The organism is Flavobacterium rhamnosi, from assembly GCF_048286515.1.
In the GTDB taxonomy this organism is placed as follows: domain Bacteria; phylum Bacteroidota; class Bacteroidia; order Flavobacteriales; family Flavobacteriaceae; genus Flavobacterium.
Map to the genome: position 1 here is coordinate 113564 of NZ_JBLVPS010000001.1, position 16017 is coordinate 129580.

16 protein-coding genes are annotated in these 16017 nt (G+C 36.9%); all 16 read right to left on the reverse strand.

Features of this window, described 5'->3' with window-relative positions; translation table 11 throughout:
• Nucleotides 1–18: 18 nt before the first annotated feature.
• On the reverse strand, nucleotides 19–2613 hold the full coding sequence (locus tag ACNQGN_RS00530; protein ID WP_417985920.1) for a cation-translocating P-type ATPase: 2595 nt from the start codon (nucleotides 2611–2613) through the stop codon (nucleotides 19–21).
• Nucleotides 2614–2891: 278 nt separating this feature from the next.
• A complete protein-coding gene (locus tag ACNQGN_RS00535; RefSeq protein ID WP_417985921.1) occupies nucleotides 2892–3182 on the reverse strand; it encodes a chaperone modulator CbpM in 291 nt (96 codons plus the stop codon).
• Nucleotides 3179–4093 (reverse strand): DnaJ C-terminal domain-containing protein, encoded by a 915-nt coding sequence (locus tag ACNQGN_RS00540; RefSeq protein WP_417985922.1) that lies wholly within the window; start codon nucleotides 4091–4093, stop codon nucleotides 3179–3181. The genes ACNQGN_RS00535 and ACNQGN_RS00540 overlap by 4 nt, the downstream gene beginning before the upstream one ends.
• A gap of 283 nt (nucleotides 4094–4376) precedes the next feature.
• Nucleotides 4377–4949, reverse strand: coding sequence for a YceI family protein (locus ACNQGN_RS00545; protein ID WP_417985923.1), 573 nt, complete (start codon nucleotides 4947–4949; stop codon nucleotides 4377–4379).
• 76 nt (nucleotides 4950–5025) lie between these two features.
• Nucleotides 5026–6087 carry a reverse transcriptase domain-containing protein gene (locus ACNQGN_RS00550; protein ID WP_417985924.1) on the reverse strand — a complete coding sequence of 354 codons (1062 nt, stop codon included), beginning with the start codon at nucleotides 6085–6087 and terminating at the stop codon, nucleotides 5026–5028.
• 184 nt (nucleotides 6088–6271) lie between these two features.
• A complete protein-coding gene (locus ACNQGN_RS00555; protein WP_417985925.1) occupies nucleotides 6272–6397 on the reverse strand; it encodes a hypothetical protein in 126 nt (41 codons plus the stop codon).
• Between the two features lie 196 nt (nucleotides 6398–6593).
• Nucleotides 6594–7748, reverse strand: a complete 1155-nt coding sequence (locus tag ACNQGN_RS00560; RefSeq protein WP_417985926.1) for a phospholipase D-like domain-containing protein — start codon at nucleotides 7746–7748, stop codon at nucleotides 6594–6596.
• Nucleotides 7729–8838, reverse strand: a complete 1110-nt coding sequence (locus ACNQGN_RS00565; RefSeq protein ID WP_417985927.1) for a site-2 protease family protein — start codon at nucleotides 8836–8838, stop codon at nucleotides 7729–7731. Before ACNQGN_RS00565 ends, ACNQGN_RS00560 begins: the two co-directional genes overlap by 20 nt.
• 103 nt (nucleotides 8839–8941) lie before the next feature.
• Nucleotides 8942–9931 (reverse strand): NAD(P)-dependent oxidoreductase, encoded by a 990-nt coding sequence (locus tag ACNQGN_RS00570; RefSeq protein ID WP_417985928.1) that lies wholly within the window; start codon nucleotides 9929–9931, stop codon nucleotides 8942–8944.
• A gap of 254 nt (nucleotides 9932–10185) precedes the next feature.
• Nucleotides 10186–10584: a DUF2784 domain-containing protein gene (locus ACNQGN_RS00575; protein WP_417985929.1), complete on the reverse strand. Its 399-nt coding sequence runs from the start codon at nucleotides 10582–10584 to the stop codon at nucleotides 10186–10188.
• Nucleotides 10585–10594: 10 nt separating this feature from the next.
• On the reverse strand, nucleotides 10595–10852 hold the full coding sequence (locus ACNQGN_RS00580; RefSeq protein WP_417985930.1) for an acyl carrier protein: 258 nt from the start codon (nucleotides 10850–10852) through the stop codon (nucleotides 10595–10597).
• Complete coding sequence (locus ACNQGN_RS00585; protein WP_417985931.1) at nucleotides 10849–12075, reverse strand: dihydrolipoamide acetyltransferase family protein; 1227 nt, start codon at nucleotides 12073–12075, stop codon at nucleotides 10849–10851. Before ACNQGN_RS00585 ends, ACNQGN_RS00580 begins: the two co-directional genes overlap by 4 nt.
• Complete coding sequence (locus tag ACNQGN_RS00590; RefSeq protein WP_417985932.1) at nucleotides 12068–13066, reverse strand: alpha-ketoacid dehydrogenase subunit beta; 999 nt, start codon at nucleotides 13064–13066, stop codon at nucleotides 12068–12070. Before ACNQGN_RS00590 ends, ACNQGN_RS00585 begins: the two co-directional genes overlap by 8 nt.
• A gap of 26 nt (nucleotides 13067–13092) precedes the next feature.
• A complete protein-coding gene (locus ACNQGN_RS00595) occupies nucleotides 13093–13353 on the reverse strand; it encodes a zinc ribbon domain-containing protein (RefSeq protein ID WP_417985933.1) in 261 nt (86 codons plus the stop codon).
• Between the two features lie 65 nt (nucleotides 13354–13418).
• Nucleotides 13419–14408: a pyruvate dehydrogenase (acetyl-transferring) E1 component subunit alpha gene (pdhA, locus tag ACNQGN_RS00600; protein ID WP_417985934.1), complete on the reverse strand. Its 990-nt coding sequence runs from the start codon at nucleotides 14406–14408 to the stop codon at nucleotides 13419–13421.
• A gap of 66 nt (nucleotides 14409–14474) precedes the next feature.
• Nucleotides 14475–15998: a S1C family serine protease gene (locus tag ACNQGN_RS00605; RefSeq protein WP_417985935.1), complete on the reverse strand. Its 1524-nt coding sequence runs from the start codon at nucleotides 15996–15998 to the stop codon at nucleotides 14475–14477.
• Nucleotides 15999–16017 lie beyond the last annotated feature (19 nt).

The following is a 16017-nucleotide window of genomic DNA, read 5'->3' on the forward strand; positions in this document are numbered from 1 at the left end:
TTAAAAGATGATTGTAGTTTATTTTTTTCTGCTTTTAATCCATTTCTCAAATTCACCAGACCAAAATACAATACTTGACGCTGCTAAGGTTAGCAGCAACTCATAAATAGTAAGGGGTTGTGTTTTAAATACCTCGTTAAAGAAGGGCATGTAAATAATCATAAACTGAAGAATGATGGTGATTAGTAGGGCGCCTATCATGGGTCTGTTAGAAAAAAATCCTATTTTGAATATGGATTGTCTTCCGGAACGAATGACAATAACATGTCCCAGCTGGCTGAAACATAGTACTGTAAATGCCATCGTTTGCCAGTGGGTATTTGCACCGTGTATTGCCCATGCTTGCATTCCAATGGTTACGACACCCATCAAAAATCCTACCCACAAAATATGTAGGGCCATACCATTTGAAAAAATATTTTCCTTCGGATTTCTTGGCGGCCGTTTCATTATGTTTGATTCGGACGGTTCTGAGGCAAGCGCTAGCCCTGGTAAACCATCGGTTACTAAATTGATCCAAAGAATATGTATGGCCAATAGTGGAATGGGCAACCCGAAAAAAGGAGCTAAAAATATCGCCCAGATTTCGCCTGAATTTCCGGTCATGATGTACTTAATGAATTTGAGGATGTTATCGAATATTTTTCTGCCATGTTTTACTGCTACAACGATAGTGGCAAAATTATCATCCAGCAAAATCATGTGCGAGGCTTCTTTGGAAACTTCCGTTCCATTAATTCCCATTGCAATACCGATATCGGCATTTTTAAGCGCTGGCGCATCATTCACGCCATCGCCTGTCATCGCGACAAAGTGATTTTTTGATTGCAGGGCGTTAATGATTCTTAATTTTTGTTCCGGATTTACCCGGGCATATACTTTTACTTTTTCCACAATATTTATAAACTCAATTTGTGTTAATACCGTAAGTTCTGGACCTGTCAGTACCAGATCTTCAGCTGTAGAAATGATTCCTAGTTTTTCGGCAATGGCTTTGGCGGTTAGCTTATGATCACCAGTAATCATTACGGGAATGATACCTGCTTCTTTGCATTCAGCAACAGCTTGCTTTGCTTCTTCACGCGGAGGGTCAATCATACCGGCAAAACCAATAAGCGTTAATTCTGTTTCAATTTCAATAGCATCCAAATTTTCCGGCAACGAAGGAATTGTTTTCATAGCATATCCCAATACGCGATATCCTTTTTCGGCCATCTCGTTGGCTTTGAGTTCAAATTCAGGAATAAGTGATTTCTGGTCGGTGTTTAGTTTGTTAAGTAGTACATCGACAGCCCCTTTTGTAATTACAATAATTCCCGTGTTCTGATTAGCGTCATAATTTTTAATTTGATGGATTGTAGTCATGCACTTTCTTTTAGAATCGAAAGGTAATTCTGCAATTCTGGGAAATTTTTGTTCTAAATCAGCTCGATTCGAATTTTTATCGGAAGCATATTGAACTAAGGCCACTTCAGTTGAATCTCCAATCCACTTACCTTCTTTACCCTCTGTGACATCATTGTTTAGGGCCATCGCATGGAGTAACGTATTGTTTTCTCCGTAAAAAGCATTGTATTTTGTGTCTGAAGGTTCAAAAATTTCCTGCACTGTCATTTTATTCAGCGTAAGAGTTCCCGTTTTATCAGAACAGATATAGGTAACGGAACCCAAAGTTTCTACTGCTGGTAATTTTCGGATAAGTGCATTACTTTTCGCTAACTTCTTGGCGCCAAAAGCCAAAGCAATAGTCACCAATGCCGGTAAAGCTTCAGGAATGGCGGCAACAGCAAGCGAAATGGAAGTAATCAGCATCGTTAAAACAGATTCTCCGCGCAACCATCCGATAAGGAAAATTACGGTGCAGATTATAAGAATGGCAACCGATAATCGTTTTCCAAAAGCGGTTAGCCTTTTTTGTAAGGGGGTGGTGGTTTCATCGGTCTGAATCATTTTTGCAATTTGCCCTAGTTCAGTATTCATTCCGGTCGCCACCACATAAGCAAGTCCTCGTCCGTTGGTAATGGATGTTCCTTTATAACCAATATTTGTCCGGTCGCCAAGCGGATATTCACCTGCGGAAAGTTCTTCCGGATTTTTTTCCACGTTATTGGATTCCCCCGTAAGGGCTGATTCGTCCACTTTTACCTGATGTGTTTCAAAAAAGCGGACATCTGCGGGAATAATATTTCCGGCCTCAAGTAGTACGACATCTCCTGGCACTAAATCGGAAGCAGGAATATCAATTATTTTTTCTTGACGTAAAATAAGGGCATGGTTTGCTGCCATATTCTTTAATGCTTCCATTGCTTTTTCTGCACGGTATTCTTGTATGAACCCTACAAGAGCGTTAATTACAACAATGGAAAGAATTATTACCGCATCTGTTACATCGCCCAATATTCCAGAAATAACTGCTGCTATTATAAGGATGACTATCATGAAGTCTAATAGCTGATGTAGTAGCATTTGCAAAATAGTCTTCTTTTTTTTGTCCTCAATTTGATTTTTCCCGTGTTTATGCAAGCGCTGGGATGCCGTTACAGCATCAATGCCGGATGGATTAGTACTCAGCAGATGGGCTATTTCCGAAAGAGGGAGCAAATGCCAGTTCATCGTTTTGGTTTTTATTTTTATGATATAGGTAGCGAAAAAACTTTATCCTAAACTGCTTGCATGAGCAAAATGTTCGCTTAAATAGGATTGCATTGCAGTGACCGCCAAAATATACCATTCATAGAATAGCTAATAACTACTTGTTGTAAGGTCAGGGGATGAGGGCTTGATTTTAGAGCTGACTTGCGGATAGAACGTATGATGCTATTGGCTACTATAAAGTATCACTTTTTAGATTTTAGATATTTTTTAAGGATTAATACAGTTTTAAGTACCATTCAACTTTCATACAAACGTAATCTGTTTTTAACAGAAATCAATTCATTTTGTAAATCATCTATTTTTTGCAACAGATTAAGTACCACATCAATTCCTTCGATGTTAACGGCTAATTCCTGGTGCATTCTGATCATTTTTTCTATTTCATAAATACTGGTATCGATATATTGCGTTTCTTTAATCGTTTTTATTTCGATCAGACCCATTTCGCTGAGATTGTTAAAGAAAGACATTTCTACTTCATAATGGATGCATAGTGCTGGTACAGGGATGAGGTTTTCTATGTTCATGACATTCTTAACTTAGCAAGTTCGGTAAATAATTCCTTTTCCTTTTCGGTAAGATTTGTGGGTATTTGTATTTGATAGGTAATATATAAATCACCAAATTCTCCTTCCTTTTTATAAATAGGAAATCCTTTTCCTTTCAGTTTTACTTTTGTGCCATTTTGGGTTCCGGGTTTTACGGTCAGTTTTACCTTTCCGTCAAATGTATCTGCGGTGATTTCGCCACCCAATATGGCGGTATACAAATCTAATTCAAAGGTGGAATATAGATTGTGTTTGTCTAGTTTAAAATTGGTATGGTTTTCAACTGTGAAGGTGAGATACAAATCTCCTTTAGGCCCTCCGCCAGCTCCTTCACCACCCAACCCGCTAATTTTTATTTGCTGGCCATTCTCTACTCCGGCAGGAATAGTAATTCGTATGCTTTTGCCGTTGATAGTTAAGGTTCGCTTGTGAGTTGTGTACGTGTCTTTTAGATCAAGGTGCAACTCAGTGCTGAAATCTTGTCCTTTATATTGGGCTTTGCCTCCACTTTGTCTCCCTGATGAACGACCACCAAACATTGATTCAAAAAAATCAGAAAAATCTCCTCCGTCGCCACCAAATCCGCCAGCACCTCCGCCAAACCCCCCTTGCTGTCCGCCTCTTGCGTATTGACCTTGCTGTTTTGCTTTTTCATATTCCTCAGCATGCTGCCAGTTTTCACCGTATTCATCGTATTTTTTACGATTCTCGGCATGGCTCAATACTTCATTGGCCTCATTTATTTCTTTGAATTTTCTTTCGGCTTCCTTATTGTTGGGATTTAAGTCGGGATGGTATTTTCGGGCGAGTTTTCGATAAGCCTTCTTTATATCGGCTTCGGTTGCTTTTTTATCCACCTCAAGAATCTTGTAATAGTCTATAAATGCCATCGCAGATTGTTTTTTATATTTGCTGCTACTATGATTAGTTTTATCTTCTTGTGACAGTATGAGGTATCAAAATTCATCCTGTTTAATGGAGCATTTCTCTTATCAAATTTAATCAATTTTTAGTTGTAAAACGGATAAAATAGATTATTTCATTGATTTATATATGATTAGTCCTAAAAAAGAACTGGTCTTTTTTAGGACTAATCAAGATAAGAAACGTGTTCTTTTGTAATCTATTTATCCTGGATCAATGATGGGATTTATAGCGTTCATTATAGAAAAATTATTGTTTGATAAATTCACTATTTACTTTAATTTTTACTTCATCACTTATCATTGGCGCAGGAAATTTTGGACCAATATCAAAATCAGAACGTTTTAGTATTCCACTAAATTGAAAACCAGCGGTGAGTGCTTTTGATTGTGGATTTTCTATAGTTCCTCTGTACCACATATTGATGGTTACCGGCTTTGTTATTCCATGTAGTTTGAGGTTGCCCATTAATTTGTATTTGTCTTTTTCAGTTTTTTCTATTGATGTACTTTTGAAAGTCATTTTTGGATATTTTTCTACTTCAAAGAATTCAGCACTTCGTAAATGATTATCCCGCATTTCTACTTCAGTATCGATTGATGCTACTTCTATTGAAAGTTCAAAGGCGGCGTCACTAAAATCGGTTTCGCTGGTTGTGGCGATTATCTCAAATGTTTTGAATAATCCGGCAATATCTGAAATGCCATGATGCACGGTGCTAAAAGATAATTTAGAATGCATTGGGTCCGCTTTCCAAGTTGTTTGTGCAAATAGAAAAGTCGATAGAAACAGTGTTGCGATAATTGTTGTTATTTTTTTCATGATGTTTTTTTTATACTAGGTGGAATCTCTGAGTGCTGTTGTAATCTATCTGCTTTTAATACTTAAATATTGATTATCATATTGGTAATAATTCGTCTTCTAATGCTTTTAAGTCTTGTTTCTTTTTTAGGTCTATAAGTACCGATTTATACCCAATAAATTCGGTGTCTTTTGGATTGATTTGTAGTACAAAATTTATTTTTCCCAGCAAATGTTCTAAGTAATTCTTCTGATCGATTTCCTTGTATTCGCGATGTTCCTCAAAACCAAATTTCTTTATGTAATACATTGCCTGTCTTAATGTATTGCGTTTATGAAACACAACCTGAGGTTTCTCATTGACTACAATACCTGTAACGGCTTGCCGTGTATTGGAAGTCATGAGCCTGGTTTTGTTTTTATTAATACGAAGGTTTAATTTCTCAACGATTTCCGTTACTTTAAGGAGTAGTTCATCCTCATCAAAATCACCGGAAAAGCTCATGTCATCGGCATAACGGGTGTATCTTATTTTTTGCGCTTTGCAATACGCAGCAATTTCAGAATCGGCATCTTTAAAAATTAAATTCGAAAGATAGGGACTCGTAGGAGCGCCTTGTGGCAAAGTTTTATCACGGGTGCATAATTTGGAAAGAAGTTTTGAGACCATTTTAGAATATCCTAACTGATGGAACTCTTTTTCAATTGCCTTAATGGTAATTGATGAAAAGAAATTTTCTAAATCCAGCGTGAAAACTTTGGGTTGGTTTTTATGAAATCTAAGGTTTTCCAGCAGCGTTACACTAGGTCTGTATGCTTTTGCAAAAGGACTAAGAGCCGTTTTGTAAAGAATATTTCTTAGAATCCAGATTTGGATTTCTTTCAAACTGGGAAGGGGTTCAGAAATAAGTCGTTTGGTTCCATTTTTTTTAGCAATCTCAAAATCCCGATAAAAATACTTGGGGAAAAGAGATGCTTTTTTTAGGTATTCTTTTTTGTATCCTACATGAGCTGCTAAATGGGCAGGATTGTAAATTACAGGTATATCATGTGAAAATAAAATTTCAGCATAATCCAGACAACGTTGAATATTGGGCAGGGAATATCCTATTTTACGGGCTTCCTTTATAAAGGCTTCTTTGTATTGATCAAAATCCATAGGGTTTAAATCGTTAATGGAGTAGGGACTATTTTGTCCCTAACCCCGATTAAGAATACCGGTTTAAAAGTTTGGAGCTCCGCGGAGAATCTTTTAAACCTGGTGCTTGAAAGAGCATTCAATTACAGAACAGTGACTCACGGCTCCGTCGCTAACCTGGGTTAACAAAGCTTTGAGGAAGGGACTAGAAAAACAATTCATCCTGACCTGGAACAAATATTGTTTTTCTGTCTAATTTTGGGATTTTATTCTTTAAATCCTTTTGAATCCAGTCCTCTTTTTTTTTAGTTTTTATGCGATGTGGTTCCATTTTTTTAAATTCTAAATCAGTATTTAAAATGTGTAAAATGCTTGTTTATAGTGTTATATGAGCTAAAGTTACAAAAAATATTTAATTAACAATACTTATAATCATAATTTATTTTCCCTGTAAATTTACCCTAACGGAACAGAATATTGATTTTTCTGTTTATGAAGTAAAAGCGAACTATTGCCCTGGAATTGTTTCAATAATTGAATCGTTTATAAGGTGTGTAGGTAACGATTATTTCTATTATTCGGGTAAAAAAATAGGAAAGAAGGTTGATGATTTTTGTGAATAAATTAGTTTTAATTCGTAGTGATTCTGGAGTTACCCTTTGACATTGCGCAATAATTTGGTTAAGGTGGGATCGATACATTGTAGAAAAAGGAATAGAATTTATTTCCACATTCATTTCTACACTTCCATAGGAACTTAAATTATTCAGGTTGAAAGAGCCTATAGTTGTCCAGCAACCATCTATTACTGCTGTTTTTCCATGCAAAATAGATTTATCCCATTCGTATAATTCGATGTTGTATTTAAGCAGTTTGCCATAGAGAAAGCAAGTAGCACGCCTTGTCATAGGCAAATCTGATATTCCGGACAGAATTAATTTAATCTCTACCTTGTTTTTGGAAGCTTTTTTCAGCGCCTGAACGATTCGTAAGCCGGGAAGAAAATAGCTTCCCACTATAATTATTTCTTTTTTTGCGTTTCGAATGGACTTTATATATTCATTGCAAATTTCATTTTTCCGTTTTAACCAGTCATTCTGAATGATGCGTACCAAAGCATCCTCCTGAAGATGAAAGGCTGATTTGATTTTTTTGCTGCCCAAACGTCTTTTCTTAAAATAGAGATCTCTGCAAAGTTTTTGAAGAGGTTCAGCAATTTCACCATTTAATTGAACCGCATAGTCAAGCCAAGGTGGTTCTGTGAGTGTTCCATAGTATTTATCGGCTACATTTATTCCTCCTATCAGTATGATTTTTGCATCGGCAACAACTACTTTATGATGTAATCTTCTGCCAAGATAAAAGGTGTATGCTGAAAATAAAGGGGCAAAAAAACGAATGTTAATGCCAGATTGCTTCAGGTCGTTTCTTATTTCTGAGGGAAAGGATAAAGAGCCTAATCCATCTAAAAGAATATAAATTTTAACACCACGTGCAGCAGCTTCTTTTAAAGCGGTAATAATTCTTTTACCTATTAAATCGTTTTCAAAAATATACATCTGAATATCGATTTCAAATTGGGAATTAAGTATAATAGCTTCTAATCGAGAAAAATAATCTTCGCCACTATAAACAAGTTCGAGGCTTTTAGAGGCATCACAGTTATTTTTTCTTTTCATCATGGGCATTGTTTATTTTTACCTCATTAATTAAAATGAATTCCATAAGGTTTTCTACATCCAGAGTGCCTACAAGTTCATTATTTTCCATAACCAGCATTAATCTTGATTTATTGAGTTGTATGAGTTCAAAGATATTTTCCAAAAGGGAACTACTGTCAAGATAAACTAAATTTCGATCCATGACATTATAAATGAATTCGTCGTCTCCTTTTTCGGACAGTGCTACTATAATTTCATCCCGATTGAGTGTTCCAACAGGAATAGCATCTTCCGTAATCAAAAAATTCTTGTTTTGGCTGTCCAGAACTAATGCTACCGCTGTTTTTATTTTTTCATTCGCATCTATAGTTGGGTAATTTTTCATTACAACATCGTGTACTTTAAAACCCTTCAACATGAATTTCGATTCGGTATAATCTGCTTCAACTTGAGCGCCTATGATGACAAATATACCTATAAAAATCAAAAACGGGGACGTGAAAAAACCAATAAGAATAAAAGCCATTGCTAATAATTGACCAATTCTTGCCGAGATTCTTGTGGCAACATGTCTTTGTAATTTAAAAGACAACAGCGCACGTAAAATTCTCCCACCGTCCATTGGGAAAGCCGGAATTAAATTAAAAATGGCTAGCCAAAAATTGACTAAAAAGAAATTGAGAAAGAAATTATTGGCATTGATACCATGAGATAATTCAGTCATCAATTGCTCCGAAGTATCTGGAATCGTAATAAAAAGTCCTGTGAGTAATGCCAAAGAGATGTTTACCAGAGGTCCCGCAAAAGCGACTACTAATTCTTCCGAAGGCTTTTCAGGGATTCGTTCCAGTCGGGCTAAACCGCCAATAGGTAAAAGTGTGATGTCTTTGGTCGTTATGTTATAGTTTTTTGCTGCTAATGCATGACCGAGTTCGTGCAGTAATACAGTAATGAAAATACACAAAATAAATGCAACAGACCATATTATTTGCTCCATATTTTGGCCTGATCTGTAGTTAATGAAAATGATAAACAAAATAAGTAAGGAGAAGGTCCAGTGAATAAATATTCCAATACCTGCTACTTTTCCAAGTTTAAAAGACCCTTTCATTTTTTAAATTTTTAGTACTATTAATCATAGTATGAGTAAAAAAATAAGCAAATAATAAAAATCAATATATTGTATTCGTTTAGAAATGAATACAAAGCTTCAATCATTGTACTTCATTTTCAGAAATACCATTATAAGCCCAAGCATTTAAATTAGCAATGGTAGTATGGGCCAGTGCCTCTAATGCTTCATTTGTTAAAAACCCCTGATGTCCTGTAATCAATACGTTAGGATAGGAGCGGAGTTTTAGAAATAAGGAGTCATTTACGGGAGCGTCTGTATGGTCCTGAAAAAATATTGGTTTCTCCTTTTCATAAACATCCAAGCCAACTGCAGCGAGCGTTTTGTTTTCTACGGCTTCTACTAAATCCTCTGTGTTTACAAGTTTTCCATGAGCAGTATTGATAAAGATGATCCCCTTTTTCATAATCGAAAAAATGGATTTGTTAAACAAATAGTCTGTTGTTCGATTGTGTATGTAGTGGACAGATAGGACATCAGAATTTTTGCATACATCTTCCAGCGAAGCATAAACAATAGGAATTTCATTCATTAGCTCCTTGTTTTCCTCAATGTCAAATGCCAGAATATTGCAGCCAAAGCCATGCATAATTCTTGCAAAAGAGGCACCAATTTTACCGGTCCCCACGATGCCTACTGTTTTTCCATACAAATCAAAACCTACTAAATGATCCAAACGATAATCGCCTATTTGCATTAGCGTCTGACCGAAAACCAGTTTTCTGTTTAATGCCAATACTAAAGCTGCTGCAAGTTCAGCAACGGCATGAGGCGAATAAGTCGGCACATTGGCTACTTTCATTGCTAAAGATCTTGCTCTTGCTAAATCAACATGATCATGAGCTACAGAACGCAGGGCAATGTATTTAACACCATAGCTGTATAATTTTTCTAATATTGCTTCGGAAGCATCATCAGAAGTAAAAAGAGAAACGGCATCAAAGCCTTTGGCAAAAATCACGGTACTTTTATTCAAAGACTGCCCTGTAAAAACTAATTCATGATTGCCATGTGCTGCTTTTTTTAGAAAAGGTTTATCAAATCCCAATATACTATATACTAATACTTTCATTTTTTTGAATTTTTTAATATCAATAAATTAAAGCGCATTCGTAAAAATGTGGGGCATTCAAATAGTTAAAAATCAATAAATTGTAGTTTCTTTTGTGAAGAAAGAACTTATGTAAAGTTACATCAATTTAAGTCATAAATTTGATGTATCGGAATAATTCGGGCTCGAAAATAGAAATATTTATTCTGTTTTGGCATTGGTTTACAACAAAATGCAAGCGGTTAAAAAAACACCTGGTTTTAGATTTTTTACAGTTATTTCTTTTTTAACTTTCGATGCAATATCTTCTTACTTACGGCGAAATAGATGCTGATAGTTAATGCTGTAAAAAAGACAATTACGGTTAAGATATCAACAAAATTTTCCGAAAAATTGATCCCTGTTGTTTTTAGAATTAAAAAATGGATATAAGAATTGCTGCCATCATGATAGCCCAAAAGGTGCCGTATTTTCCAATGCCAATGTGTAAACGGACAATAACCAAAGCCGTACCAAATTCCCAGTATAAACCATGAAAATGCAGTAAGTGATAAAGTAATCAAATTTGCAAATCGCCAGCGCGGAATAATCCAGCCAAATATATTGAACAAGAGGAGTAGGGTATGAAATACAAAAAAAAAATAATCCATAAGATCCAGAATAAATTTACTCATAGTCGTGTTTTTATCGCTCCGGAACTGCTCTTTTATTCAAAATGTAAGATACTAAATCTTTTAGAGTTGTGATTTTTCCATAATCCTGTTCCGGAATTTCTATTCCTAGTTTGTCATTCAGTGCCACGATGAATTGCAACGTATCAAAAGAATCGATCGTAAGTGTTTCTCTAATATTCTCATCGGGTTTCAATTCAGAAGGCTCCGTCTCGGGAGCAATCTTTTTTAGTAATTGAAAAATAATAGTTTTAATTTCTACTTCGGTCATAATAATTCAGGTGTTTGTAAATGTTTGTTTAAAGAAAATAAAAACCGGCTGCCTGTCAATCCGTCGGTGGCGCGATGGTCACCAGCCAGTGTAACATCTACGCAAGACCTGGAACCAATCATTCCTTCGGCTGCAAAAGGCTGTTCCTGAATGTTTCCAAAACCAATAATAGCGACTTGCGGAGGATAGATTATACCAAAAACCAAATCGGCTCCGCCATCACCTATACTTGTTATTGTTATGGTAGGATCACTCAATTCCGAACTTCGCAATCGCAATGCTCGGGCTCTGGGAATAATATCATTTAAGGCATCCATAATTTCATCGACATTTTTTAAATTAACCTGATAAAGAGCAGGAACAATAACGCCTCCGGTACGCAAGGATACCACAAAACCAATAATAATATCTTTTTTTAGCTGTAAGCCATTATCCCATATAGCATTTAATTCTGGAAATTCAGTGAGTGATTTCGCCGTTGCTTTTATCAATAGGGTAACAGGAAGCAGTCTTTTTTTTACGCTACGATGCTCGTTCGCAATCTGCAGCCATGCCAATGCATGTGTCATATCAATCCTTTTTTCTAAATAGTAGTGTGGAATTTCTCTCTTAGATTTACTCATGGCGGCCGCAACAGCGGAACGAATTGCTTGGGCAGGAGTTCCTCCTTTCTCTATTGCAAGAGGTGTTTTTTCAGTTTTTTCTATTTCAGTTTTTTCTCGTGAGGCTATCGCATTGTCGACATCCTCTTTAGTTATGGCCTGATCGGGACCGGTTCCCTTGATCAGCGAAAGGTCAATATGGTTATCGTCAGCAATTCTTTTCGCTAATGGAGAGGCTTTAAGATGTATTTCTATGACTTTTTTTACGGTGATTGGTTCTATTATTTTTTCTTCTATTGCTTCTTTCTCCGAAATTTTTTCTATTTGTTGTAGTACTAATGATTCTTTCTCAGGAATTTTTTCTTCCCTTGTTTCTAAAGGAACTCCAGTTGGATTAATTAGTGCCATGACAGTTCCTACCGGCACTTTGGATCCTTCCTGAATCAGTAATTTTCCGATAGTTCCTTCATCAAAAACTTCGATTTCGATCAGTCCTTTTTGCGTTTCCACTTCGGCAATAATATCACCGCGTTTTACGGTATCGCCGGTTTTTTTTTTCCATTCGATCAAAGTACCGTCTTCCATATCAGCGCCCAAACTTGGCATTAGAAATTCAATCATGGCGTATCATTTTTTTTACCGCGTTAACGATGTCATTTTTCTGGGGAACTGCAGCATCTTCCAGATGAGCAGGGTAGGGAATAGGTACTTCAACACCGCACAATCGTTGTACGGGTGCATCTAAGTCATAAAATCCTTTTTCCATAATTCGTGCGCTGATTTCCGAGGAAATGCTTCCGGAACGCCATGCGTCTTCCACAATCAACACCTGATGTGTTTTGGCCACCGAAATGAGGAACGTTTTTTCATCTAAGGGGCGCAACACCCGTAAATTAATAACTTCAGCATCAATCCCAACAGCAGCTAATTCGGCTGCAGCCTCCAGACTTTTGTAAACGCATGTTCCGTAAGAGATAATAGAAATATCTTTTCCCTCTCGTACTACTTTGGCTGTAGTAATGTCAATCATGCCTATATCAGCTGCTATTTCTTTTTCGATATTAAGCATTGAAGTATATTCAAAAATAATAATCGGATCTGAACTTTGTAGTGCCTTGAGCAGCATTCCCCGCGCATCCTCATGTGTTCCCACCGATAAAACAATCAATCCGGGAACATGGGCATAAAATGGTTCCCAGCTGTGCGAATGTTGCGCTGCCGACTGTCGGCTAACACCACAGCTCATTCTAATGACAATTGGAACATTCAATTGGCCACCGGTCATGTGCTGAAACGTGGCGGCATTGTTAACAATCTGGTCCATGGCTAGCAGTCCAAAATTGACGGTCATTAATTCAACAATTGGTCTCATTCCAGCTATTGCAGCGCCTATCCCGGCTCCCACAAAACCAGATTCGGAAAGTGGTACATCCATAATCCGTTCTTCTCCAAATTCCTGTAACAGACCTCGAGTTACGGCAAAAGCTCCTCCATAGCGCCCCACGTCTTCTCCCATTAAAAAAACACGCTCGTCATTTTGGAGTGCCTGGCGAAGACCTTGTTTCAAAGCCTCCCGATAAGTGATCGTTATTTTGTCGTTACTATTCTCCATTTTTGTGTAGTGTTTCTAAAAACCTATTAGCTATTTTTCCATCGCTTTAATACTGGTAAAATATTGACTGCTCTCTGAATTGTATAGACAGGAAGGTTCAATTTTTTCATTTGAGTTTCCACTGTATTCTTCATGCCTTCCAATGTCATGTCTGGCTTTTTAAAAGCGCCATTCTCATAACAATACTTACAATATTCATTGCTTTTCAAGCCATTTTGTTCTGTTCCTTTTAGAGCTTCGGAGTCAAGAGGCATACCGCAACTTTGACAAAATATTCTATTTTCCATGGTTTTGATTTTTAAATAGTTAGTGGATATGCTTAAGAATCGGTAATGCTTATTCGCTATAAAATTTAATTTTCACTGTAAACAAATTTTGTCAATTGGTGCAATGGTTCCCAGGTTCCTGCTTCGGCAAAGTCTACTGCTTTTTGTATTTTTGCTTCGATTTTGAGTTCCATTTCTGTAATTTCATCGATAGTAATCCATTTTTGTTGCACTAGAAATTCCTCAAATTGTGGAATAGGATCGCGTTTTTTCCACTCCTCAACTTCCTTTTTATCACGGTACAATTCGGCGTCAGCCATAGAATGCGCCCGAAATCGATAGGCATTGCAAACCAATAAATAGGGATTTCCAGTATTCCTAACTTTTTGGACTGCAATATTAGCAGCGTTAACAACGTCCATTAAATTCATACCATCGACCGCGGCAGATTCGATTCCATAAGCAGCACCTTTTTTTTCAATCTCTGTCATGGAATGGGTGTATCTGATTGCAGTTCCCATAGCGTACAGATTGTTTTCACAGACAAACAGGACAGGAACTTTCCAAAGTGCGGCCAAATTCATGGCTTCATGAAATTCTCCTTCAGCAGCGGCGCCTTCACCAAAAAAACAACAGGTGATATTGGTTTTCTTTTGTTTTTTGGAAGCTAATGCCATTCCAACAGCTATGGGAAGGTGAGCGGATACAATAGCATTACCACCATAAAATTTTTTTGAGGTGTCAAATAAATGCATAGAACCGCCTCTGCCTCGACTGCAGCCTTGCTGTTTGCCGTATAACTCGGCCATGATAAGATCGGCATCAATTTTTCGCGACAAGGCATGGCCATGATCCCTATAAGTGCTTAAGACATTATCCTCTTCATCCAAAGCTTGATTTACACCCACTGCTACCGCTTCTTCGCCAATATATAAGTGCAGGAAACCCCGAATTTTGGCTTTCGAATATTGTTCTGCCGCTTTCTCTTCAAAGCGTCGAATAAGCAACATTTGATACAAAAGTAAAAGACCTTTTTTTGCATCCATAGGTTTCGGTATTGTTGCAGATTGCGCCATTTGTTATTAGTATTAGATTGGTTTATTGATCCAAATTGTGAGCCGTGATTCCTCTTTAGTTTTATTTTACATACCAAATGCATAGTAATAATAATAAGGATCGCCGGCATATTTTCCTTCCAGCATTATGCCTCCTTTTTGTGCTTCAAAAGCTTCGATAAAAGACTTAATAGTAGAAACGGCTTTATTGTTAATTGATGTAATTACAAATCCTTCGCGTATGTCGGTGTATCTTTTCAGTTTTCCATCATAAAGTTTTGTGACTTTTAGTCCGTTTCTAATAGTGTAATTTTTCTTGTCTTCCTGCGTAATCTCAACCAGTTCAGCACCTAAATCCTTAAGTAAATCCAAACTTTTGGTTTTTATAATTGTAGCGCTACTTTCCTGTTTTTTTAGTGTAGCAGTAAGTTCTTTTTTTTCTTTACCGTTTCTGATCAGTATAATTTTTACTTTTTCGCCTGGACGTTTTCGCATAATAACCTCCTGTAATTTTGACGCAGTAATTGTTTCAATATTATCAATACTGATTATTACATCTTTCGCTTTGACACCGGCTTCTTTGGCGGCTCCGCTTACCATTACACTATCGACATAAACGCCATTGGCACGGTCAATATGTATTTCCTTTGCAATAACACTGTTTAAGTCACGAATGCTTACTCCCAAAATGCCTCTTTGAACGGTTCCAAGATTCATCAGATCATTGGCTACTTTTTTTACAATGTCTACAGGAATAGCAAAAGCATATCCTGCATAGACTCCTGTAGGTGTCGCTATGGCAGTATTTATTCCAATCAGTTTTCCTTCTAAGGTTACCAAAGCGCCACCGCTATTACCAGGATTCACTGCAGCGTCAGTTTGTATGAATGATTCGATAGCACCCTGATCACTTAAGATGTTTATATTTCGGGCTTTGGCACTTACAATTCCTGCCGTAACCGTTGAGGCGAGATTAAAAGGATTTCCAACGGCAACCACCCATTCTCCTACTTCTATGCTGTCGCTATCACCGTACCTAATGAAGGAAAGGTTCTTTTCATCAATTTTGAGAAGGGCGAGATCTGTTTGTGGATCATTACCAATAACTTTGGCAGGATAGGAGCGTCCGTCAAACAGAGTTATATTGATTTCCTCTGCATTTTTTACCAGATGATTGTTCGTAATTATATATCCATCAGGAGTCAATATTACTCCAGATCCACTGCCAATTACAGGCTGAGAATCATAATTTGGGGATTGGGGACTTTGGAATCTAAATTGTCTGAAATACGGATCATTTCTGAAAAAATCTTTTAAAGGATCAGGCAAATTATGAAATTCATCGTTATCTTCATTTTGATACTGTTGCATTTGTGATTTGAAACGACATTTAATATGCACTACCCCGGGTGTGGCTATTTTGGCAGCTAATCTGAAATCTACGTTGCTCGAATATGAAATTTTATCCGGGATGGAACTAGCATTTTTCTGAATTTCTTCTATATCTTTTTCATTTTTCTTATCCTGTGCTTGGCAACCTTGAAATAGTAGAAGGATAATAAACAAATAGACCATTTGACTTTTCGAATGCATTTTTTTAGATCGTTTCATTGCTGGAATTATTAGTTTT